The sequence below is a fragment of the Microvirga calopogonii genome (genome assembly GCF_003347665.1).
Lineage (GTDB): Bacteria > Pseudomonadota > Alphaproteobacteria > Rhizobiales > Beijerinckiaceae > Microvirga > Microvirga calopogonii.
In genome coordinates, this window is sequence record NZ_QDGA01000003.1 from 152,701 (window position 1) to 174,061 (window position 21,361).

Here is a 21,361-nt window from a genome sequence, read left to right on the forward strand (position 1 = left end):
GTCAGTCTCTCACGCCTGCCCCGCCGTTCCGCCCGTCGTCTCGGTCGGGTTGTCCATGTCCGGTGGAACCGGGCCGCGCTCTCCCGCGCCGCGTTCGAGGCGGGTTGCGATTTCCGCCACGTGCCGCCCCTGGAATCGTGCGCCTCCCAACTCGTTTTCGCTCGGCTGGCGCGAGCCGTCACCGCCGGCGAGCGTCGTGGCGCCGTACGGCGTGCCACCCGACACTTCATCCATCTTGGTCTGGCCCGGATAGGAATAGGGCAGTCCGACGATGATCATGCCGTGGTGCAGCAGCGTGGTATGGAACGATGTGATCGTTGTCTCCTGCCCGCCGTGCTGCGTCGCCGTGGAGGCGAACACGCTGCCGACCTTGCCGACGAGCGCACCCTTCACCCACAGACCGCCGGTCTGGTCGAGGAAGTTGCGCATCTGCGCGGCCATGTTGCCGTACCGGGTCGGCGTGCCGAAGATGATGGCGTCGTAATCGGCGAGTTCGTTCGGGTTCGCGACAGGCGCATCCTGGTCGATCTTCATGCCCGACTTGCGCGCGATCTCCTCCGGCACCAGTTCCGGCACGCGCTTGACGACGACCTCGGCTCCTTCGACCGAGCGGGCGCCCTCCGCGACGGCCTGAGCCATCGTCTCGATATGGCCGTAGGATGAATAGTAGAGGACCAGGATCTTGGCCATGTCGGTCACCTTTGTTCGCGCGGGAGTTACGAACGAACAAGGGACGGGGCGGGTTGTTCCTATAGGTTCAGTTAGAAACTGGCACATATCTGAGCCCTCATCCTGAGGAGGTCGCGCAGCGACCGTCTCGAAGGACGAGGGCGTTTCCAGTGCCCACTGGATCCTCCTTCGAGACGCAGCCTAACGGCTGCTCCTCAGGATGAGGTCATGGATTGATCAACAGGAGTTCTGAGCCCACCTGCAGCAGCGCCGCGAACTCAATCCACCCGCGCCCAGCCATGGGCGAGCAAGCGCTCCTGCGGCTTGAATCGGGCCTTGTAGCCCATCTTCTTCGAGCCCTCGACCCAGTAGCCGAGATAGAGATAGGGCAGGCCCATCGCCTTCGCGCGGCGGATATGGTCGAGGATCATGAAGGTGCCGAGGCTGCGGTCCAGCATCTCCGGTTCGTAGAACGAATAGACCATGGAAAGGCCGTCGCTCATCTCGTCGGTGAGGCTCACGGCAATCAGGTCACCCGATCCTTTGCCCGTGATGCCGCTGTCGATCCCGCGCCGGCGATATTCGATCATCTTCGTGTCGACATGGCTGTCCTCGACCATCATGGAAAAGTCGAGCACGGTCATGTCGGCCATGCCGCCGTCGGCATGGCGCGTGTCGACATAGCGGCGGAAGAGCGAGTACTGCTCCGAGGTGGGACGGTTCGGCAGCGGGGTGCCAATCAGGTCGGCATTGTCCTTCAGGACCCGTCTCAGGTTGCCGGAGGGCTCGAACTCGTTCACGAGCACGCGGACGGACACGCAGGCGCGGCACGCATCGCAGGCGGGCCGGTAAGCGATCGTCTGAGACCGGCGGAAGCCGCCCTGCGTGAGGATCTCATTCAGTTCCCGGCCGCGCCGTCCCACGATGTGCGTGAAGACCTTTCGCTCCTCCTTGCCCGGCAGATAAGGGCACGCGGACGGGGAGGTGAGGTAGAATTGCGGGGCGTCGCGGGGCTGGCTCGTCAATCGTGAAAGCCTCGTGGAGAAACCTTGAGCGCTACGTCAACGCTCAAGGATAACATTGGTGTCCGGGACGTCCAGGAAAAGTGAGCGGATGTCACAGAGGTTTGTTTTCGAGCAGTGCGGAATTGACACCCACCACGTCATGGCCGGCCTTGTGCCGGCCATCCCGCTTCCGTGAAGCGCCGCAGCTTTGCAATCGGGATCACCGGCACGAGGCCGGTGATGACGTGGTGGGTGTCATCCCCGTCTCCCGACATAAGAATGGCCGTGACATGAGCGGGCTCGCGCGTCATCGCTAGAGGCCGAACGACTACCCCCTCACCACCATCATGCCGGTGAGCAGGTCGCGGATGAAGCGGCGGTCGTCGCGGACTAAGCCGACGAACACGTCGCAGGCCCAGAGCAGGAAGGTCGAGATCGCCACGTAGAAGAACAGCGCGTGCACGGCCGCGGCGAGCGGCCCAGGGCCCCGTCCCGTGCTCGGATCGATCACGCGCAGGCCCATGTAGCGCATGCCGACCGTCGCCTGGGAGGCGCCGCCGATGGTGACGGCGTTGTAGACGATGAAGATCAGGGCCGTGAGCGGAAGGGCGAAGAACAGGCCCCAGCCGAGCCCGAGCGTGATGATGCCGAGGAAGAAGATCCCGATGGAGATCAGCACGACCCAGAGGGCGATCACGACCAGATCGATCAGATAAGCCCAGAAGCGCCGCGAGATAACGCCCTCCGTCAGCCGGGTGTCCGGCGTGTAGGACGGGTAGTTCAGGGTCGGCGGATAAGGTTGATTGACCATCGGTCACTCCTCAGAAGGCGGTCTCGGGCAGGCTGCGGGATTCGATCCGCTGCGGTGCGAGTCCCTCTGCTGCCAGGGCCTCGAACACCTCTAATGTATGTGCTCGATCCCGCGTTTCGATAGTGATGTCGATGGAAACGCCCTTCGCAGGCACGTCCAGGAACAGGCGGCCGTGGGAAACCTCGAGGATGTTGGCCCCGAGATTGCCGAGAAGGCTCGCCACGCGGCCGAGAAGGCCCGGCCTGTCGTTCGAGGTGATGCGGAACGACGTGATCCTGTCGTCCCGTTCCAGCTCGCGCACCATCACGGAGGCGAGGATGCGCGCGTCGATGTTTCCGCCGCAGAGCACTAGGCCGACCCGTTTGCCTTTGAAGCGCTCCGGCTGCGCCAGCATGGCCGCGAGGCCGGCCGCGCCCGCGCCTTCCGCCATCGTCCTCTGCAGGGTGGCATAGGCATTGACGGCGCGCTCGATCAGGGGTTCCTCGACCGGGATGATGCAGGGCACGAGATCCCGGACGATGGGCAGGGGCAGTTGCCCCACGGTCTTGACCGCAATGCCCTCCGCGAGCGTGGCGCCCCCGATGGGACGGTTCTCTCCCAGGATGGCGTTGCGGAAGGACGGGTAGAGGGCCGCTTCGACGCCGACGATCTCGACGGCTGGCTTCAGGGCCTTCGCCGCGATGGCGATGCCGGAGATCAGCCCGCCGCCGCCGATGGGCACGACGATCTGGTCGAGGTCGGGAGCATCGGCCAGCATTTCGAGCGCGATGGTGCCCTGGCCGGCCATGATCCTTGGATCGTCGTAGGGGTGGACGAAGACGAGCCCCTCCTGGTCGGCGATTTCGCGGGCCCGGGCGGCGGATTCGTAGAGCGTCTCGCCCTCGAGGATCACCCGCGCGCCGTAGGAGCGGGTATTCTCCGCCTTCACCAGGGGCGTGCCTTCCGGCATCACGATGGTCGCCGGTATGCCGAGGCGGCGCGCATGATAGGCTACCGCCTGGGCATGGTTGCCGGCCGACATGGCGATGACGCCGCGTTTGCGCTCGGCCTCCGTGAGACTTTCGAGCTTGGTGGTGGCGCCGCGCTCCTTGAACGAGCCGGTCGGCTGCATGTTCTCGTGCTTGACGAAGACGGTGGCGCCGGTGAGCTGCGACAGGCGGGGGGCCGGCACGAGCGGCGTGCGCAGGACCTGGCCCCGGATGGTATCCGCCGCGCGCTTCACGTCCTCGATGGTAATGGCGTAATCGGCCACGTCGTCCTCCAAAATCCTATTATACGCCGTCAAACGGCTCTTGGCGTCGGGTCCCTGAAGCCCAGCAGGCCGCCGGGCCGGAAGATCAGGAAAACGACAAGGGCCACGTAAAGCGCCATGTCGCGCATCTCGATGGGGAGATACGCCGACCAGAGCGTCTCGAATAGGCCCACGGCGAAACCTCCTAACATCGCTCCCGGGATCGAGCCAATGCCCCCGATGACGGCGGCGATCAGCGCCTTGAGGCCGTACTGAAAACCTCCGGCGAACCCCAAGCCGCCGTATTGCGCCACGATCAGCATGCCCGACAGCCCGGCCATGGCGCCGGCCAGCGCAAGTGTCTGGACGAGGAGGCGCAGGCCGTCGACACCCATGAGCGCCGCCGCTTGAGCGTCGTCCGCATAGGCCCGCCAGGCGCGTCCGAATCCCGTGGCCTGAACGAGCCACAGGAGCCCGAGCGCCGCCACGAGACCGATTCCCGCCGTGATGATGGTGATCGGCGTGAGGCTGACGAGAAAGTCCTCCGCGCGGGCGAGGGGCCACGCCTCGGACCAGATCGGGGGCAGCCAGACGGTTACGGGGCTTTGCACGAGGCGCAGGTATTCCATCAGGAAAATGCCCATGCCGACCGTCGCAATCAGGCTCGGCTGGGAACTGGGGCCGGCAATGCGTCCGATGGTGAAGTAGCCCCCCACGGCGCTGTGGAGCGCCCCCGCGAAGAGGGCCGCCGTCAGACCGGCGGCGAGACCCAGAACGGGCGAATTCGTGCCGTAGGCCAACAGGATCGAGGCTCCTGCGACGGTCGCCGCCGAGCCCACGGCCGCGAGTTCCCCGAATGCCAGGTTGATTCGCCCGGTCAGGCCGAAGACCAGCGCATAGGCGACGGAGAGCAGGGCGTAGATCGCCGTCCTCGGCAGGCTCACCAGAATCTGCTGGAGCCAATAGGCGAGACTTTCGGGGATTTGGAGCGCGTTGGCGGACGGGCGGCTTCCCGGATCCCCCGCCATTCCCTCCGGCGTTTCGAGATAATAGCGCTTGAGCAGGTAGAGGCTGGCGCCGGAGAGCGGGCCTTCCTCGGTCGCGAGGCCCTCGAGTTCAGCCTTGTTGGGAGAAAGCCCCTCGGCCATGAACTGGCAGATCGCGAAGCGCTGGAGGATCGGGCGGTCCGGGTACTCCGCCAGATACTCGACCCGGAGACTCCTCGGCACGGGTCCAGTCTGGATGTGTTCGACAGTGATTGTCGCGCCGGGGTTGAGAGCCGGAAGGGCTGAGCGGCAGACCCGCGCCTGGTCCGCATCGATGGTGAGGCCGCAGGCGGTGAGGAGGCAGAGGCTGAAGAGGAGCGCGGCGAACCGTACGAGCTTCAGGAGGTGGCCCATGAAAGGCCCGGACAAGAAGCTCTCCTTTGTCATGGTCGGGACGACCTCAGCCATCCCTTGTGGTTGAAGCGCCGCGCCGAGAAACATGTTCCGCTGTCATCCCCGGCGAGCGAAGCGAGGGAAGGGGACCCACAATTCAGCGCTGAGCTATGGATTCCCTTCCCCTCCGCTGACGCTCCGGCCGGGAATGACACCGAAGGCAACTTTCGAATCGGGATCACCGGCACGAGGCCGGTGATGACGTGGTAGGCAACGCTATCAATAATGGTCAGCCCCGGTTCTTCAGCTTTTCTGCGACCTTCGGGGCGAAATAGGTGAGGATGCCGTCCGCGCCTGCACGCTTGAAAGCCAGAAGGCTTTCCATCATCGCCCGCTCCCCGTCGATCCAGCCGTTCCCGGCCGCGGCCTGGATCATGGCATACTCGCCGGAGACTTGGTAGGCGAAGGTCGGAACCGCGAAGGTCTCCTTCACCCGGCGGACGATGTCGAGATAGGGCATGCCGGGCTTGACCATGATCATGTCGGCGCCTTCCTCCAGATCGAGGGCGACCTCGCGCATGGCCTCGTCGGAATTGGCCGGATCCATCTGGTAGGTGCGCTTGTCGCCGATCAGCGTGGCGCTGGTGCCGATGGCATCCCGGAACGGGCCGTAGAAGGCAGACGCGTACTTGGCCGCGTAGGCCATGATCTGCACATCCAGGAAACCGGCCGCGTCGAGCCCTTCGCGGATGGCGGCCACACGTCCGTCCATCATGTCCGATGGGGCGATGATGTCGGCGCCGGCCTCGGCCTGGAGCACGGCCTGACGCACGAGGAGGGCGACTGTCTCGTCGTTGAGGATGCGCTCGCCGTCCATCACGCCGTCATGGCCATGGCTGGTATAGGGGTCGAGCGCCACGTCGCAGACGATGCCGATATTCGGCACGGCCTTCTTGATGTCGCGCGCGGCGCGGCAGACCAGGTTGCGGCTGTTGAGGGACTCGGATCCGGTCGGGTCGCGCAAGGCAGGATCCGTATAGGGAAACAGCGCGATGGCCGGGATGTCGAGCGATGCCGCCCGCTCGGCCTCGCGTACGGCCTCACCGATGGTCAGGCGATCGACGCCTGGCATGGAAGCCACCGGCGTACGGCCGCTGGCGCCCTCGACGACGAAGATCGGCCAGATCAGGTCGTTCACCGTCAGCACGTTCTCCTGCACCAGCCGCCGCGACCACTCGGCCTTGCGGTTGCGTCGCAGGCGGTGGGATAGGTTCAGGGAGGAGGCGGGAGCTTCATCCGGGGAGCGGCGGGGGAACGGCGACAGTTTCGACATGATCCTCACACGGGGCCGGCTTCGATGCGCCGGCGAAGGACCAGAGGGTTAGCACATTTAAATTGCTCTAAAAAAGGGTTCGACGTCGCAGTTCGGCCCCATCCGTGTGAAATTGCCCTCAACCCAGCCATGCATTGTGGGCCTCGGTGTCATTCCCACGTCATGGCCGGGACAGGCCGGCCGTGACGTGGGAGAGGCGTTGGGCCGCCAATCACATCGTGTCCATTGACGGCCGGGCGGCGCCTTGTTTTAAGCCGGACTGAAACGAAGGAGTGTTCCATGGACGAGAGCGTTGAAGTCCTCTGCGAGAAGCAGGGCGAGGCAGGCCTCATCACGCTCAACCGTCCCAAGGCGCTCAACGCCCTGACCCTTTCCATGGTGCGCGAGATGCGCCGGGCTCTCGATTCCTGGGCGCAGGATCCCGCCGTGACACGCGTCGTCGTCCAGGGGGCGGGCGAGAAGGCCTTCTGCGCCGGCGGCGACATCCGGCAGCTCACGGAAGACCTGAAGGCGGGGCGCCGCGAGGAGGCGCTCGCCTTCTGGCGCGAGGAATACCAGCTCAACATCCGGATCAAGCGCTATCCCAAGCCGTACATCTCCCTGATCGACGGCATCGTCATGGGCGGCGGCGTCGGCGTATCTCTGCACGGCACCTGCCGGGTGGCCGGCGACCGCTACCTCTTCGCCATGCCCGAGGTCGGCATCGGCTTCTTCCCCGATGTGGGCGCGACCTATGCGCTCCCGCGCCTTCCGGGGCAGACCGGCATGTATCTCGCGCTCACGGGCGAGCGGGTGAAGCGCGCCGACGCGATGATGCTGGGGCTTGCGACCCATGCGGTGCCGAGCGGCAACATTGAGGGCCTGCGCGAGGCGCTGATCGGCGGCGATTCCGTCGAAGCGGCGCTTGCGCAGGTCGCGGCCGATCCCGGCCAGGCGCCGCTGGAGGACCAGCGGGACCTCATCGATTCCTGCTTCTCGGCCGACAGCGTGACCGACATCCTGGCACGCCTCGACGCCGCCGCCCGGAGGGGCTCCGATTTCGCCGCGAAGACCGCCGCGGGCATGCGGACGAAGTCGCCGACGAGCATGTGCCTCGCCTTCGAGCAGGTGCGCCGGGGGGCGTCGCTGGATTTCGAGGAGGCCATGAGGACCGAGTTCCGCATCGTCTCCCGCATCGGCGAAGGTCACGACTTCCACGAGGGCGTGCGCGCGGTGCTGATCGACAAGGACAACCAACCCGACTGGCAGCCTACCTCCCTGGACGCGGTGGAGAGGGCCGACATCGAACGGCATTTCGCCAGCCTGGGCGAGCGTGAACTGGAGGTCGCCTGATGTTCCGTAACGGCAATCAAAGCACGTCCGCCCAGGCGGCCCGTGAATACCTCTCGGACCGCATCGAGGAGCGCCCCGTCCCCACCTCCATCATGCGCTGGAGCTTTGTGCTCACCTGGTTCATGCGGGTCCTGGCGATCCTTTGGATCATGAAGGGCCTGAGCGCCTGGGCGGTGATTCTCGGCATCTGGACCCCGGTCGGGCAGTTCGAAGGGCGCTCGACGGGCTACCAGGCCACGATCATCTATTTCGCCCTGATCGACCTGATCGCGGCCGTCGGCCTCTGGATGGCCAGCACCTGGGGCGGGGTCATGTGGCTGCTCGCCATCATGAGCCACCTGATTCTCGCGGCCTTCTTCCCGGGTATCGTTTCCGGCGGCGTCATGACGGTGGCGTTCTTCCTGACCCTGATCGCCGTCTATCTCGGGATCTCCTGGCTGGCCGCGCAGGAGAATCGCTGACCGGGCGTCGGGGAGCCGCGCTCACGCAGAAGTGTATCCTCAAGAGCACAGTTCAAAGTTACATGTGCCCTGAAGGCGGTTCAGAGACCCCGGAACGATCGGGCAGGCCGGTTTGCCATAAAACGGCCCCGATGTTCCTCGTTTTCGATACCGTTCTTTAATCCTATCCCGGCACTTATGCTGGGAACGGGGGCATACGCGGGCGCTCGTCCGCCGTCCTCATGTCGACCACTTCTAACCGGGAAGAGCCTGCGCTCATGTTGTCTCGCCGTACCCTCCTGACCGGATCGCTCGCCCTGATCTTCACGCCTGCCACCGTTGCCCTGGCTCAGACCCAGGCCGAGTGGTCGCAGAACTACGAGGCGGTGTCCCGCACCCGCGTTCAGCGCACCTCGACCCCCATGATGTCGCAGGAATCCCTGGCCGCGACCGAGCAGATGATCGAGTATTACCGCAACATCGCGGCTCGCGGCGGCTGGCAGCCCGTCCAGGGCGTCCAGGGCCTGCGCGTCGGCTCCAAGAGCCCGGCGGTCGTCGCCCTGCGCCAGCGCCTCATCATCACCGGCGATCTCGACCAGGCCGCCGGCGAATCGCCGATCTACGATTCCTACGTCGAGGCCGGCGTGCGCCGCTTCCAGGCCCGCCACGGCATCAGCTCCACCGGCACCATGACGGCCCCGACGGTCGCCGCCATGAACGTGCCCGTGGATGTCCGCATCCGCCAGCTCGAGATCAACGTCTCCCGCCTGCGCACCCTGGTGGCCGGCGGCCTGCCCAACCGGTACGTGGTCGCCAACATCCCGGCCGCCCTGGTCGAGACGGTGGAGGGCGGTGTCGTCCATACCCGCCACGCCGCCGGCGTCGGCAAGATCGACCGTCAGTCGCCGCTCCTGAACACCAAGGTGGTCGAGGTCAACTTCAACCCGTTCTGGACCGTGCCCGCTTCGATCATCAAGAAGGACCTGATCCCGAAGATGCAGAAGGAGCCGAACTACCTGACGGACAACAAGATCCGCATCTTCAACGGCAACACCGAGCTTTCGCCCTCGCAGGTGAACTGGTTCTCGGACGAGGCGACCCGCTACCGCTTCCGCCAGGATCCGGGCGGCGAGCTCAACTCCATGGGCTTCGTGCGCATCAACATCCCGAACCCGCACGGCGTCTACATGCACGACACGCCCTCCAAGGGCATCTTCGGCGACGATTTCCGCTTCGTGTCCTCGGGCTGCATCCGCGTGCAGAACGTGCGCGACTACATCGAATTCCTGCTGAAGGACACGCCCGGCTGGAGCCGCGAGCAGATCGACGCTGCCTTCAAGTCCGGCGAGCGCATCGACGCCCGCCTGTCGCAGCCCGTTCCGATCCACTGGATCTACATGACCGCCTGGGCGACCCCGGACGGCCTCGTCCAGTTCCGCGACGACATCTACAACAAGGACGGCCTCGGCAACGCGATCCCGGTCGCCAGCCGCACCCCGACCGAGCCGGACGAAGAGATGTTCCTGCAGAACTGAGGTTCTCGGAGAGTTTCAGACCGACACGTCATCACCGGCCTCGCGCCGGTGATTTCGTTTGTGGGACCTGTTTCCTTCCCGCGGCCGGGCGGGATAGGTGTTCCCTCAACGTCATGGCCGGCCTTGTGCCGGCCATCCCGATAGGGTGAAGCGCGGCGCTCTTCGGTTCGAGATCACCGGCACGAGGCCGGTGATGACGTGATGGGGCGCTCCGACCACCCGTTGCATTTCCAAACCCGCACGGACATCTCTCCAGAACAGGTTGGCTCCCTTGAGCCAGCCATGTTAAAGGCCTGGGCAATTCGGATCGAGCGGCCGGTTCCAGCCGGGCTCACAGGAAGGCGAGGTATCCCATGAGCGCGAGTGAAGCGGCACGTAGCCATCTCTCCAACAGCTTTTTCTCGGCGAGCCTTGCCGATAGCGATCCCGAGATCGCCCGTGCCATCGGGCTCGAACTCGGCCGCCAGCGCGACGAGATCGAGCTGATCGCCTCCGAGAACATCGTGTCCCGTGCGGTCCTCGAGGCGCAGGGCTCGGTGATGACCAACAAGTACGCGGAAGGCTATCCGGGCCGCCGCTATTATGGCGGCTGCCAGTTCGTCGACATGGCCGAGGAACTGGCCATCGAGCGCGCCAAGCGCCTGTTCGACTGCAAGTTCGCCAACGTCCAGGCCAATTCGGGTTCCCAGGCCAACCAGGCCGTGTTCATGGCGCTGATGAAGCCCGGCGACACCTTCATGGGCCTCGACCTCGCCTGCGGCGGCCACCTGACCCACGGCTCCCCGGTCAACATGTCCGGCAAGTGGTTCAACGTGGTGAGCTACAAGGTTCGCGAGAGCGACCAGATCATCGACATGGACGAGGTTGCGGAACTGGCCCGCACCCACAAGCCGAAGGTGATCGTCGCCGGTGGCTCGGCCTATTCCCGCTTCTGGGACTTCGCCCGCTTCCGCGAGATCGCCGACGAAGTCGGGGCCTTCTTCATGGTCGACATCGCGCATTTCGCCGGTCTGGTGGCGGGCGGCGCGCATCCGTCGCCGTTCCCGCACGCCCATGTGGTTACGACCACCACCCACAAGACCCTGCGCGGCCCGCGCGGCGGCATGATCCTCACCAACGAGGAGGACATCGCCAAGAAGGTCAATTCCGCGATCTTCCCCGGCCTCCAGGGCGGCCCGCTCATGCACGTGATCGCGGCGAAGGCGGTCGCGTTCGGCGAGGCGCTGCGCCCCGAGTTCAAGCTCTATGCCCGCTCGGTGGTCGAGAACGCCAAAGTGCTCGCCGACACCATGCTGGCGAACGGCTACGCCATCGTGGCCGGCGGCACGGACAACCACCTGATGCTGGTGGACCTGCGCCCGAAGAAGCTCACCGGCAAGGCCGCGGAAGCCGCCCTCGGCCGCGCCCACATCACCTGCAACAAGAACGGCGTTCCCTTCGACCCGGAAAAGCCGATGGTTACCTCCGGCATCCGCCTCGGAACCCCCGCAGCCACCTCGCGCGGCTTCGGCGTGGCCGAGTTCAAGCGAGTGGGCGAGCTGATCGTCGAGACCCTTGACGGTCTTGCGAAGCATGGCGACGAAGCGAACGCGGCGGTCGAGGAATCGGTCAAGCACCGCGTCCACGAGCTGACCCGCCGCTTCCCGATTTACGCGTGATAGCGAGCGGTCGGAGTGCGGCCCGATACTGCCCTTGTTCGTCATCACCGGCCTTGTGCCGGTGATCTCGATAAGGAGAGGTACGGCGCTTCACTCCATCGGGATGGCCGGGACAGGCCCGGCCATGACGGCGAAGAGTGGCCCACGGAAGACCTGCATCCGTTCCGAACCTGCGTGGCCTGGACAAATCTTGATATAGTTTTCGGGTAGAAGGCTGATGCGTTGCCCCTATTGCGGGAGCCTGGACACCCAGGTGAAGGATTCCCGCCCCACGGACGATTCCTCGTCGATCCGCCGTCGCCGCATCTGCCCGGATTGCGGCGGCCGCTTCACGACCTTCGAGCGCGTGCAGCTGCGTGAGCTGACGGTCCTGAAGCGCTCCGGCCGTCGGGTCCCGTTCGACCGCGACAAGCTCCAGCAATCGGTGGAGGTCGCGCTCCGCAAGCGTCCGGTGGACCCGGAGCGGGTCGAGCGCATGATCAACGGCATTGTGCGCCAGCTCGAGAGCATGGGTGATGGCGAAGTGCCGAGCGAGACCGTGGGGGAACTCGTCATGGAGGGCCTCAAGGGGCTTGATGACGTGGCCTATGTGCGGTTCGCTTCCGTGTACAAGAACTTCCGCGAGGCCAAGGACTTCGAGGAGATTCTTGGCAAACTGGCTGAGGGCGAGGACGATCTCCCGCCGCCGCCGAAGAAGAAGCGCGCTCCGAGCGAGCCATGAACCGGTTCGAGGCGACGTGGCAGGATTCCGACGCGACCAATAGGGACGAGCGTTTCATGCGCTTGGCCATTGCCCTTGGCGAGCGCAATCTCGGCCTGACCTGGCCGAACCCGTCCGTGGGGTCCATCATCGTGGACGAGAGCGGCGCTGCCCCGGTCATCATCGCTCAGGGCGCCACTCAAGCTGGCGGTCGCCCCCATGCCGAGCGCGTGGCCCTGGCAGCCGCCGGCGAGCGCGCCAGGGGCGCCACCCTCTACGTGTCCCTCGAACCCTGTTCGCACCACGGCAAAACCTCGCCCTGCGCGGACGCGGTGGTTGAAGCAGGCGTGAGCCGCGTGGTCTCGGCCATCGAGGATCCCGATTCCCGCGTGGCGGGGCTCGGCCATGCGCGGTTGCGGGAGGCCAGCATCGAGGTGACTGTCGGCGTTCTGGGCCGGGAGGCCCGCCGGGCCCATCTCGGCCATATCACCCGCGTCACCCGGGGACGGCCTGCCGTCACGGTGAAGCTTGCCCGCAGCACGGAAGGGCTGGCCGGTTCCCGTCACGGTCCGCGCCTGATGCTCACGGGCGAGATCGCCAACGCGAAGGTCCACCTGATGCGCGCCCATGCGGATGCGATCATGGTCGGGGCCGGGACCGTTCTCGCCGACGATCCGCTGCTGAACGTGCGCCTGCCGGGGCTCGAAGCCCGCTCGCCGGTCCGCATCGTGATCGATTCGAGCCTGCGCACGCCCGCGAGTGCGCGGGTGGTCGCCGGGGCGCGGGACATCCCGACCTGGATCGTCACCAGTGTCGCGGCTCCCGTCGAGGCGGAACGGGCCCTGACCGCCCTTGGCGTCGAGGTTTTGCGTGTCGAGAGCGATGAAGGTGGCCGCGTCCTGTTGCCAGAAGCCCTGCGGCTTCTGGGTACGCGCGGTCTCACGCGGATATTCTGCGAGGGCGGTCCCGAGCTGGCGGATGCGCTGGCCAAGGCCGACCTCGTCGACGAGCTTGTCCTGATCACCGGGCGCTCGGCCAGAGGGCAGGGAGATGTGCCCGCCCTCGGCCTGGCGCTGCAGGACCGGATGGATTTTCTCGATTGCCGGGCCGAGGAGCAGATCGGCCCCGATCTTTTCATGTTCTGGGAGAGACCCTGATGTTCACGGGTATCGTCACCGATGTCGGTGAGATTGCAACTGCCGAGGGCGCTCAGGGAACCCTGAAGCGCCTGCGGATCCACGCGTCCTACGATCCTGCCACCATCGCGCTCGGCGCCTCCATTGCGTGCGGCGGTCCGTGCCTGACCGTCGTTGCGGTCGGCCCGCGCGAGGGCGGCTGCTGGTTCGACGTGGACGCGGCCGCCGAAACCCTGGATCGCACCACCGTGGGCGACTGGGAGGCCGGCACCAAGGTCAACCTGGAGCGCTCCCTGAAGATCGGCGACGAACTCGGCGGCCATATCGTGACCGGGCACGTGGACGGGATCGCGACCATCGTGGCCAAGGAATCGATCACTGCGGGCGACGATCCGTGGGGCCCGACCGCCCGCTTCACCATCAAGGCGCCGCACGCGCTGGCTCCGTTCATAGCGGAGAAGGGCTCGGTCTGCCTCGACGGCACGTCGCTCACGGTGAACTCGGTCAACGACGACATGTTCTCCGTGCTCATCATCCCGCATACCCTCGCGGTCACCACCTGGGGCGACCGGCAGGTGGGCGACAAGCTCAATCTCGAAGTCGATCTCATGGCCCGCTACGCCGCGCGGCTTGCGGATGCGCGCCGGGCGGAGTAGGGGAACGCCTAACGTTTCCCTTATCCCATACACAGCCCTCATCCTGAGGAGCCGCTGCGAGCGGCGTCTCGAGGACGAGGGCGTCTCCAGTGCTCTCTGGATCCTTCTTCGAGACGCAGACGTCGTCTGCTCCCCAGGATGAGGTTCGAGACATTGTTGGAACTCTGAACGGATGTCCCATGGTCGCGCCTTCCGATAAGCCGAAAAGCCCTCGTCCGCCGGTTCCCGGCGCCCGCATCCTGGTCGTCGAGGCTCGCTTCTACGACGACATCGCCGACGAGCTCCTGCGCGGCGCCCGCGGCGCCGTCGAGGCGGCTCAGGCCACCATGGACGTGCTGACCCTCGACGGCGCGCTCGAAATCCCCGCCACCATCGCCATCGCGCTCGATGCCGCCGAGAAGGCCGGCAAGCCCTACGATGCCGTCGTGGCCCTCGGTTGCGTGATCCGTGGCGAGACCGGGCATTACGACATCGTCGCGGGCGAGAGCGCCCGCGCTCTCATGGACCTGTCGGTCGCCCGCAAGATCCCGCTCGCCAATGGCATTCTCACGGTCGAGAATGATCAGCAGGCCTGGACCCGCGCGAGCGTGAATGAATTGAATAAGGGTGGCGGAGCGGTGGACGCGGCTCTGGCCGTGCTGCGCATCAAGCAGAAACTGGAGGGCTGATCATGACGAAGCCAGCAGAGCGCTCGGCCGCTCGCCTCGCTGCCGTCCAGGCTCTCTATCAGATGGACCTGTCAGGCAAGACCGTGCTCGACGCGCTCGCCGAATTCGAGGCTTTCTGGATCGGCCGCGAGGTCGAGGGCATCGAGTTCCAGCCGTCGGACAATGATTTCTTCCGTGACATTCTCTCGGGCGTGGTCAAGAACCAGCGCGAGATCGACGTGAAGATCGACAACGCGCTTGCCACCGATTGGCCGCTCAAGCGCATCGAGGCGGTGCTGCGCGCCATCCTGCGCGCCGGCGGCTACGAGCTCATGTTCCGCAAGGACGTGCCGGCTCGCGTCGTCATCACGGAATATGTCGACGTGACCCACGGCTTCTACGGCGACGACGAGCCCGGTCTCGTGAACGCCGTCCTGGACAAGCTCGCCCGCGAGGTGCGTCCGGGCGAACTCGAGAAGAAGGCGGCCGGGCAGGGCAAGCGGTAGGCATCATGCGGGTGAGGGCGGTCGGCCGATGAGCTCGAGAGAACGCCCCGGCGAGGACAGCCTCATCGCCCGCTTCTTCGCCCCCATCGCGGGCGAGGGCGGACTTGGCCTTAAGGACGATGCGGCCCGTCTCACCCCGGCGCCCGGCCACGATCTTGTCCTCACCGTGGACGCGCTGGTGGAGCGCGTGCACTTCCTGCCCGAGGATGCGCCCGGCTCCATCGCCCGCAAGGCACTGGGCGTCAACGTCTCGGATCTTGCCGCCAAGGGCGCCGAGCCTGCCGGCTTCCTGCTCAGCCTCGCCTTGCCTCAAGAATGGACCGAGGAATGGCTGGCGGCTTTCGCTGCCGGCCTTGGCGAGGCGTCGCGTGATTTCTCCTGTCCGCTCCTGGGCGGCGACACTGTCAAGACGGCCGGGCCCCTGACCCTGTCGGTCACCGCTGTCGGCGAGGTTCCGACAGGCCGCATGGTTCGGCGCACGACCGCCCACGTCGGAGACCTGATCTGCGTCACCGGCACCATCGGCGATGCGGCCCTCGGCCTGAAACTCCGCTCCGCTCCGGCCTGGGCCGAGAACCTGTCCCCGGACGAGAGGGCCCATCTCGCCGACCGCTATCTGCACCCTCGGCCGCGCCATGCCCTGGCCGGCGCCCTCCGCGACCACGCGAGCGCCGCCATGGATGTCTCGGACGGCCTCGCGGGCGACCTCGCCAAGATGATGCGGGTCAGCGGAGCAAGCGCCCTCATCGAGGCCGACCGGGTGCCGCTGTCGGGCGCTGCCGCGCAGGCGGTCCGGCTTTCGCCGGACCTCCTCGACCTCGCCCTGACCGGAGGGGACGATTACGAAATTCTCTGCACTGTGCCGGAAACGGATCTCGACAGTTTCCGGAAAGAGGCCGATAGGGTTGGGATCGCCCTCTCCGTCATTGGCAGGGTCATCTCAGGAGATGATCTGCCGGTCTTTCGGATGAACGGTCTCGAAAGACGCTACGATGTCGGCTCCTACCAGCATTTCTGACACCTCCTTCCACACGGCTTCCAGCGACTCGATTGCCAAGCGCAATGCCGTCGTCCTCGCCGTCGCGATGGCGCTCGGCGGCTCAAGCCCGGCCATCGTCGTATCCCTCGGCGGTCTGGTCGGGCAGGCGCTCGCGTCGAACAAGGAACTGGCGACGCTCCCGGTCAGTTTGCTCAATCTGGGATTGGCCCTCGGCACCATTCCGGCCGCCATTTTGATGCGCAAGGCCGGGCGGCGGATCGGCTACATCGCCGGCGCCGGCATCGGTCTGACCGGCGGTTGCCTGGCGGCCTTCGGCATCGCGGCGTTCAGTTTCCCCCTGTTCTGCCTCGGCACCCTCATCATTGGGAGCTACGGCTCCTTCAACCAGGGCTACCGCTTCGCCGCGACCGATGCGGCCTCCGAGGCATTCAAGCCGAAGGCGATTTCCTGGGTCATGACGGGAGGGCTCGTGGCCGGCGTCATCGGGCCGCAAACCGTGATCTGGACAAGGGATGCGGTCGAAGCGGCCCCGTTTGCGGGAGCCTTCCTGGGGCAGGCCACCCTGGCGATGCTCTCGATGATCGCCGTATCCTTCCTGCGCCCGGCACCCCTCGGAAACGCGTCTTCGAAAACGGGCGGAAGGCCACTGTTCGAGATCGTACGCCAGCCCCGATTCATCGTGGCCGCCGTGACCGGCCTCGTCTCCTACAGCCTCATGACCTTCATGATGACTGCGGCGCCACTCGCGATGATCGGTTGCGGCCACCCGGTCGGCGCAGCGGCACTCGGCATCCAATGGCATATCCTGGCGATGTTCGGGCCGAGCTTCTTCACCGGCCGCCTGATCGCCCGCTTCGGCAAGGGGCCCGTGACGGCCGCTGGCCTGGTGTTGATCGCGTTAGCCGCCATTGTCGGCCTGTCCGGCATCGGCATCGTCCATTTCTGGGCGGCTCTGGTGCTGCTCGGGCTCGGCTGGAACCTGGGTTTCATCGGAGCGACGGCCCTCGTGACCGACTGTTACCGCCCCGAGGAGCGCGCCAAGGTCCAGGCAGCCAACGATTTCGTCATCTTCGGCTCGGTCGCCATCGCGTCCTTCTCGTCGGGCAAGCTCCTGAACGCAGGCGGTTGGGAGAGCGTGAACTGGCTGGTCTTCCCACCGGTCATCGTCGCTCTAGTTCTGCTAGCTTGGCAGCAGAAGACGAAGGTGATCGCACCCGCTTAAAGTATTAAGGCCTTCTTGTGGGTTGCGCCGGTAGGATTGTTGCGTACTGCCTAGTTTTTTGCCACCAAATATAGAGTTTGCTGGGGGTAGGGGCCGATCGAGGCCGACAAACAGGCCTTGATGAGCGGCTTTCTGCTTTCCCATAACAAGGATGGCATGATGGCACTCACCCTAATTATCGTGGGCGGCGTTCTCTCGATTGTTTATGGCTTCTGGGCCATTGGCGACGTGATGAAGCGGGATGCCGGTTCTCAGCGCATGCAGGAGATCGCCGGTGCGATCGCCGAAGGCGCCAAGGCGTATCTCCGCAGGCAATACGCCACAATCGCTATCGTGGGCGTCGTCCTGTTCGCCATCATCGCTTATTTCCTGGGCATCCGGGTCGCCATCGGCTTCGCCATCGGAGCCATCCTGTCCGGAGCGGCAGGCTTCATTGGCATGAACGTGTCGGTCCGGGCCAATGTCCGCACGGCGCAGGCTGCCACTCAGTCGCTTGGTGGCGGTCTCGACGTCGCCTTCAAGGCAGGCGCCGTCACCGGGATGCTGGTAGCGGGGCTCGCCCTCCTCGGCGTGGCGCTCTACTACGGCTATCTCACCCGTGTCGCCGGCCTGAACCCATCCGACCGTGTGGTCATCGACAGCCTCGTGGCTCTCGGCTTCGGAGCATCCCTGATCTCGATCTTCGCCCGTCTCGGCGGCGGTATCTTCACCAAGGGCGCGGACGTGGGCGGCGACCTCGTGGGTAAGGTCGAGGCCGGTATACCCGAGGACGATCCGCGCAATCCGGCCACCATCGCCGACAATGTGGGTGACAACGTCGGCGATTGTGCCGGCATGGCGGCCGACCTGTTCGAGACCTACGCGGTGACCGTGGTCGCCACTATGGTGCTTGCCGCGATCTTCTTTGCCGGCCAAGCGACCCTCGACACCATGCTGATGTACCCGCTCGCCATCGGGGCGGCGTGCATCGTGACATCGATCATCGGCACTTTCTTCGTCAAGCTCGGACAGAACGAGTCCATCATGGGCGCGCTCTACAAGGGCCTGATCGCAACAGGAGTTCTGTCGGCGGCGGCGATTGCCCTCGTCACATGGCAGATGATCGGTTTCGGGCAGATCGCCGGTTCCGAGTTCACCGGTCAGGCCCTGTTCTGGTGCGCCGTCATCGGTCTGGCCGTGACGGCACTGATCGTGGTCATCACGGAGTACTATACCGGCGTAGGGTTCCGTCCCGTCCGGTCCATCGCCCAATCCTCCGTCACCGGCCACGGGACGAACGTGATCCAGGGACTTGCGGTCTCGCTCGAAGCCACGGCGCTGCCGACCATCGTGATCATCGCGGGCATCATCGTGGCCTTCAAGCTTGCGGGCCTGTTCGGTATTGCGATCGCCGTGACGGCCATGCTGGCGCTTGCTGGCATGATCGTGGCCCTCGATGCCTTCGGACCGGTGACCGACAATGCCGGTGGCATCGCCGAAATGGCTGGTCTGCCGAAGGAAGTCCGCAAGTCCACGGATGCCCTGGACGCCGTCGGCAACACCACCAAGGCTGTGACGAAAGGCTATGCCATCGGCTCCGCAGGCCTCGGCGCGCTGGTTCTGTTCGCCGCCTATACGTCCGACCTGAACTACTTCACGCGGAACGCTGCGCAGTATCCGTACTTCCAGGGGGTGGCGCCGAACTTCTCCCTCACCAATCCCTATGTGGTGGTCGGCCTCCTGTTCGGCGGCCTCATCCCGTTCCTGTTCGGCGGCATCGCCATGACGGCGGTGGGCCGTGCGGCAGGCTCCGTGGTGGAGGAAGTGCGCCGTCAATTCCGTGAGAGGCCAGGCATCATGGCCGGGACCGACCGCCCCGACTATGGACGCGCCGTCGACATGCTCACCCGCGCGGCGATCAAGGAAATGATCGTGCCCTCGCTCCTGCCGGTGCTGGCGCCCATCGTGACCTACTTCGTGGTCTATTGGGTGGCAGGCAAGTCCGAGGCGTTCTCCGCCGTGGGCGCCATGCTGCTCGGCGTCATCGTGACGGGTCTCTTCGTTGCCATCTCCATGACCTCGGGCGGCGGCGCCTGGGACAACGCGAAGAAATCCTTCGAGGACGGCTTCACGGATGCCTCCGGCACGACCCATCACAAGGGTTCGGAGGCCCACAAGGCCTCCGTCACGGGCGACACCGTCGGCGATCCCTACAAGGACACGGCCGGTCCTGCCGTGAACCCGGCGATCAAGATTACGAACATCATCGCGCTGCTGCTTCTGGCGATCTTGGCGCATTCGTAAAAGACAGCCTGGAACGATCATCAAACCCGCGGCGAGAGCCGCGGGTTTTTCCATTTCGGAGACATCAAAGAAAAATGGCCGGGCAAAGCCCGGCCATGCGAAATTCTCGCGCGGATAGCCGATCAGCCGAACGGGTTGAAGCTGGTCATGCCCTTGAAGATCTGGCCAAGGAAGCTGGCTTCTTCGCCGCCGGCCGGAGTGGTGCGGCTGATGAAGTCGAAGACCTTGCCATCCTGGAGGCCGTAAAGGGCGACGCGCTCGACCCGAAGGCCCTTGTCGAAATAGACGGCGGTCACCTGCTGGTCCACCACCTGCTCGCCCATGAACTGAAGTGTGCGGCGGGACTTCTGGCTGATGTAATACCAGTTACGGTTGCCGACAGTGGATACGGTGGACGGGGTTCCAAGGGTCTGGAGGACCTGATCGGCGCTCATGCCCTTCTTCACCTGAGCAATAGCGCGCTCATCCACGACATAGCCGCGTTGGAATTCCTCACCCACGCCGTTGCAGGCAGCCAGGGACGAGGCGAGAACGGTAGCAGTAGCCAAGCGCACCAAAAGGGTATGATATCGACGCATCGTACGGTTCTTCCAGAAATGCGGCGCGGATAAGCTTGCGCCTACGGATGGTGATGGCGTAACCCGGGGCTACGATTTTGACAAGCTTGGAAGGGCAGAGCCGTGATCTTCAGTCTCTTCCGCAAAGATCCCCGGCGCACCACCATCGCAACCCTCTACAAGAGGATCGCGACGGCCTCACGTAATCCTGGGCTCTATGCGGCACTTGGCATCCCCGACACCTTGGAAGGCCGCTTCGAGGCCCTGTCGCTGCATATGGTGCTGATCCTGCGGGCCCTGCGTCAGCTCCCGCACCCGGCGGATGACGTGGCCAAAGATCTGACGGATGCCTTCTTCCGGGACATGGATGCCTCCTTGAGGGAAATGGGCGTCGGCGACACGGTGGTGCCAAAACGGATGAAAAAGGTTGCCGAATCCTTCTATGGGCGAGCCCATGCTTATGACACCCCGCTCAATGACGGCGACGAGGCAGGTCTGGCGATCGCGCTGGGCCGCAACGTCTACGGCAGCGAGGCACCGGCCGCCGCTCTTGGGCGTTATGCTTTTGCAGCCGATCGGGCACTCAAGACGGTGAGTCTGGATACGCTACTGGAGACAGGGCCCGTTTTCCCTGAACCTGAGAGTTTTGCTTAAGGAGGCAACCTGATGACACCCGAAACCGTGGGCCCTCTGTCGCGGCTGATCGACGTCATGAAGATTCCGCCTCGCGGGCAGGAGGTCCATGTGGAGGCGACTGCCGAGGAATGCGCGGCGCTGGCGCAGGATTTCGGCCTCCCAGGGATCCAGGCGCTCTCCGGCGACTATCAACTGAGGGCATCCGCCAAGGGCATTCATGTGACGGGCGTGGTCAAGGCGTCGATCACCCAGGTGTGCGTCATGACCCTCGATCCCTTCGACTCCACGATCGAAGAAGAGGTTGAAGTGGATTTCGCGGAACCGTCGGGAATGCCGGCAGAGCCGCCGACGGATATCAATGAATATGAACCGCCGGATGAGATCGTGAACGGCCAGATCGATCTCGGTGCGCTCACGGCCGAGTTCCTAGCCTTGGGCCTAGATCCTTACCCGCGCAAGCCCGGCGTCGATTTCAACTATCAGGACCCCGCGGATGGAAAGGACAATCCCTTTGCGGCGTTGAACAGGCTCAAGGAGGGCAAGTAGGGGCTGGCGGCATCGGTCGCCAAAGCATATCTGCCCGTTACGTAAGGTAGCCGCAGCCCTGAGAATTCAGTTGCGGAGCA

At 65.2% G+C, this 21,361-nt stretch carries 21 protein-coding genes; 14 read left to right on the forward strand and 7 right to left on the reverse strand.

Annotation, left to right across the window (positions count from 1 at the left end; translation table 11 throughout):
- Window positions 1-9: 9 nt before the first annotated feature.
- The 6 genes from wrbA to hemB all read right to left on the reverse strand — a co-directional run bounded on the left by wrbA (window position 10) and on the right by hemB (window position 6,427).
- A complete protein-coding gene (gene wrbA, locus DDF70_RS05070) occupies window positions 10-690 on the reverse strand; it encodes an NAD(P)H:quinone oxidoreductase (protein WP_114943894.1) in 681 nt (226 codons plus the stop codon).
- 257 nt (window positions 691-947) lie between these two features.
- On the reverse strand, window positions 948-1,694 hold the full coding sequence (locus DDF70_RS05075; protein WP_114943776.1) for an arginyltransferase: 747 nt from the start codon (window positions 1,692-1,694) through the stop codon (window positions 948-950).
- 307 nt (window positions 1,695-2,001) lie between these two features.
- Window positions 2,002-2,484, reverse strand: a complete 483-nt coding sequence (locus DDF70_RS05080) for an RDD family protein (protein ID WP_114943777.1) — start codon at window positions 2,482-2,484, stop codon at window positions 2,002-2,004.
- Window positions 2,485-2,494: 10 nt separating this feature from the next.
- On the reverse strand, window positions 2,495-3,736 hold the full coding sequence (locus DDF70_RS05085) for a threonine ammonia-lyase (RefSeq protein ID WP_114943778.1): 1,242 nt from the start codon (window positions 3,734-3,736) through the stop codon (window positions 2,495-2,497).
- Between the two features lie 29 nt (window positions 3,737-3,765).
- Entirely contained in the window at window positions 3,766-5,130 is a 1,365-nt protein-coding gene (locus DDF70_RS05090) for a branched-chain amino acid ABC transporter permease (RefSeq protein ID WP_162820223.1), read from the reverse strand.
- A gap of 253 nt (window positions 5,131-5,383) precedes the next feature.
- Entirely contained in the window at window positions 5,384-6,427 is a 1,044-nt protein-coding gene (gene hemB, locus DDF70_RS05095; RefSeq protein ID WP_114943780.1) for a porphobilinogen synthase, read from the reverse strand.
- A 279-nt stretch (window positions 6,428-6,706) separates the two neighbouring features.
- Between hemB and DDF70_RS05100 the strand changes: the two genes are divergently transcribed.
- The 12 genes from DDF70_RS05100 to DDF70_RS05155 all read left to right on the forward strand — a co-directional run bounded on the left by DDF70_RS05100 (window position 6,707) and on the right by DDF70_RS05155 (window position 19,542).
- On the forward strand, window positions 6,707-7,759 hold the full coding sequence (locus tag DDF70_RS05100) for an enoyl-CoA hydratase/isomerase family protein (protein ID WP_114943781.1): 1,053 nt from the start codon (window positions 6,707-6,709) through the stop codon (window positions 7,757-7,759).
- Window positions 7,759-8,220, forward strand: coding sequence for a DUF6163 family protein (locus tag DDF70_RS05105; RefSeq protein WP_114943782.1), 462 nt, complete (start codon window positions 7,759-7,761; stop codon window positions 8,218-8,220). The genes DDF70_RS05100 and DDF70_RS05105 overlap by 1 nt, the downstream gene beginning before the upstream one ends.
- A 257-nt stretch (window positions 8,221-8,477) precedes the next feature.
- Window positions 8,478-9,734, forward strand: a complete 1,257-nt coding sequence (locus tag DDF70_RS05110) for a L,D-transpeptidase family protein (protein WP_114943783.1) — start codon at window positions 8,478-8,480, stop codon at window positions 9,732-9,734.
- A gap of 353 nt (window positions 9,735-10,087) precedes the next feature.
- Window positions 10,088-11,392 carry a serine hydroxymethyltransferase gene (glyA, locus tag DDF70_RS05115; protein WP_114943784.1) on the forward strand — a complete coding sequence of 435 codons (1,305 nt, stop codon included), beginning with the start codon at window positions 10,088-10,090 and terminating at the stop codon, window positions 11,390-11,392.
- Window positions 11,393-11,609: 217 nt separating this feature from the next.
- Complete coding sequence (gene nrdR / locus DDF70_RS05120; protein WP_009491100.1) at window positions 11,610-12,113, forward strand: transcriptional regulator NrdR; 504 nt, start codon at window positions 11,610-11,612, stop codon at window positions 12,111-12,113.
- Window positions 12,110-13,249, forward strand: a complete 1,140-nt coding sequence (ribD, locus tag DDF70_RS05125) for a bifunctional diaminohydroxyphosphoribosylaminopyrimidine deaminase/5-amino-6-(5-phosphoribosylamino)uracil reductase RibD (protein WP_245435372.1) — start codon at window positions 12,110-12,112, stop codon at window positions 13,247-13,249. The genes nrdR and ribD overlap by 4 nt, the downstream gene beginning before the upstream one ends.
- Window positions 13,249-13,884, forward strand: coding sequence for a riboflavin synthase (locus DDF70_RS05130; protein WP_114943785.1), 636 nt, complete (start codon window positions 13,249-13,251; stop codon window positions 13,882-13,884). Before ribD ends, DDF70_RS05130 begins: the two co-directional genes overlap by 1 nt.
- Before the next feature lie 179 nt (window positions 13,885-14,063).
- The gene (gene ribH / locus DDF70_RS05135) at window positions 14,064-14,552 is read left to right on the forward strand and encodes a 6,7-dimethyl-8-ribityllumazine synthase (protein WP_114943786.1); all 489 of its coding nucleotides are present in this window, start codon (window positions 14,064-14,066) and stop codon (window positions 14,550-14,552) included.
- Window positions 14,553-14,554: 2 nt separating this feature from the next.
- Window positions 14,555-15,037, forward strand: coding sequence for a transcription antitermination factor NusB (nusB, locus tag DDF70_RS05140; RefSeq protein ID WP_114943787.1), 483 nt, complete (start codon window positions 14,555-14,557; stop codon window positions 15,035-15,037).
- Window positions 15,038-15,065: 28 nt separating this feature from the next.
- Window positions 15,066-16,055, forward strand: coding sequence for a thiamine-phosphate kinase (gene thiL / locus DDF70_RS05145; protein WP_114943788.1), 990 nt, complete (start codon window positions 15,066-15,068; stop codon window positions 16,053-16,055).
- A complete protein-coding gene (locus DDF70_RS05150; protein WP_114943789.1) occupies window positions 16,030-17,259 on the forward strand; it encodes an MFS transporter in 1,230 nt (409 codons plus the stop codon). The genes thiL and DDF70_RS05150 overlap by 26 nt, the downstream gene beginning before the upstream one ends.
- A 156-nt stretch (window positions 17,260-17,415) precedes the next feature.
- A complete protein-coding gene (locus tag DDF70_RS05155; RefSeq protein WP_114943896.1) occupies window positions 17,416-19,542 on the forward strand; it encodes a sodium-translocating pyrophosphatase in 2,127 nt (708 codons plus the stop codon).
- A 122-nt stretch (window positions 19,543-19,664) separates the two neighbouring features.
- Here DDF70_RS05155 and DDF70_RS05160 read toward each other — a convergent pair whose 3' ends face one another.
- Window positions 19,665-20,120, reverse strand: a complete 456-nt coding sequence (locus tag DDF70_RS05160) for an outer membrane protein assembly factor BamE (protein WP_114943790.1) — start codon at window positions 20,118-20,120, stop codon at window positions 19,665-19,667.
- 102 nt (window positions 20,121-20,222) lie between these two features.
- Here DDF70_RS05160 and DDF70_RS05165 point away from each other — a divergent pair, with 102 nt between their 5' ends.
- On the forward strand, window positions 20,223-20,753 hold the full coding sequence (locus tag DDF70_RS05165; protein WP_114943791.1) for a ubiquinol-cytochrome C chaperone family protein: 531 nt from the start codon (window positions 20,223-20,225) through the stop codon (window positions 20,751-20,753).
- Between the two features lie 12 nt (window positions 20,754-20,765).
- Entirely contained in the window at window positions 20,766-21,281 is a 516-nt protein-coding gene (locus DDF70_RS05170; RefSeq protein ID WP_114943792.1) for a YceD family protein, read from the forward strand.
- Window positions 21,282-21,361 lie beyond the last annotated feature (80 nt).

What these genes read in the sequence shown, in the direction of transcription:
- DDF70_RS05170 (WP_114943792.1), top strand. Translation starts at nt 20,766, where the DNA reads ATGACACCCGAAACCGTGGGCCCTCTGTCGCGGCTGATCGACGTCATG.
- nusB (WP_114943787.1), top strand. Translation starts at nt 14,555, where the DNA reads ATGACGAAGCCAGCAGAGCGCTCGGCCGCTCGCCTCGCTGCCGTCCAG.
- wrbA (WP_114943894.1), bottom strand. Translation starts at nt 690, where the DNA reads ATGGCCAAGATCCTGGTCCTCTACTATTCATCCTACGGCCATATCGAG.
- thiL (WP_114943788.1), top strand. Translation starts at nt 15,066, where the DNA reads ATGAGCTCGAGAGAACGCCCCGGCGAGGACAGCCTCATCGCCCGCTTC.
- DDF70_RS05080 (WP_114943777.1), bottom strand. Translation starts at nt 2,484, where the DNA reads ATGGTCAATCAACCTTATCCGCCGACCCTGAACTACCCGTCCTACACG.
- DDF70_RS05110 (WP_114943783.1), top strand. Translation starts at nt 8,478, where the DNA reads ATGTTGTCTCGCCGTACCCTCCTGACCGGATCGCTCGCCCTGATCTTC.
- DDF70_RS05130 (WP_114943785.1), top strand. Translation starts at nt 13,249, where the DNA reads ATGTTCACGGGTATCGTCACCGATGTCGGTGAGATTGCAACTGCCGAG.
- DDF70_RS05155 (WP_114943896.1), top strand. Translation starts at nt 17,416, where the DNA reads ATGATGGCACTCACCCTAATTATCGTGGGCGGCGTTCTCTCGATTGTT.
- nrdR (WP_009491100.1), top strand. Translation starts at nt 11,610, where the DNA reads ATGCGTTGCCCCTATTGCGGGAGCCTGGACACCCAGGTGAAGGATTCC.
- DDF70_RS05105 (WP_114943782.1), top strand. Translation starts at nt 7,759, where the DNA reads ATGTTCCGTAACGGCAATCAAAGCACGTCCGCCCAGGCGGCCCGTGAA.
- DDF70_RS05150 (WP_114943789.1), top strand. Translation starts at nt 16,030, where the DNA reads ATGTCGGCTCCTACCAGCATTTCTGACACCTCCTTCCACACGGCTTCC.
- ribD (WP_245435372.1), top strand. Translation starts at nt 12,110, where the DNA reads ATGAACCGGTTCGAGGCGACGTGGCAGGATTCCGACGCGACCAATAGG.
- hemB (WP_114943780.1), bottom strand. Translation starts at nt 6,427, where the DNA reads ATGTCGAAACTGTCGCCGTTCCCCCGCCGCTCCCCGGATGAAGCTCCC.
- DDF70_RS05160 (WP_114943790.1), bottom strand. Translation starts at nt 20,120, where the DNA reads ATGCGTCGATATCATACCCTTTTGGTGCGCTTGGCTACTGCTACCGTT.
- glyA (WP_114943784.1), top strand. Translation starts at nt 10,088, where the DNA reads ATGAGCGCGAGTGAAGCGGCACGTAGCCATCTCTCCAACAGCTTTTTC.
- ribH (WP_114943786.1), top strand. Translation starts at nt 14,064, where the DNA reads ATGGTCGCGCCTTCCGATAAGCCGAAAAGCCCTCGTCCGCCGGTTCCC.
- DDF70_RS05100 (WP_114943781.1), top strand. Translation starts at nt 6,707, where the DNA reads ATGGACGAGAGCGTTGAAGTCCTCTGCGAGAAGCAGGGCGAGGCAGGC.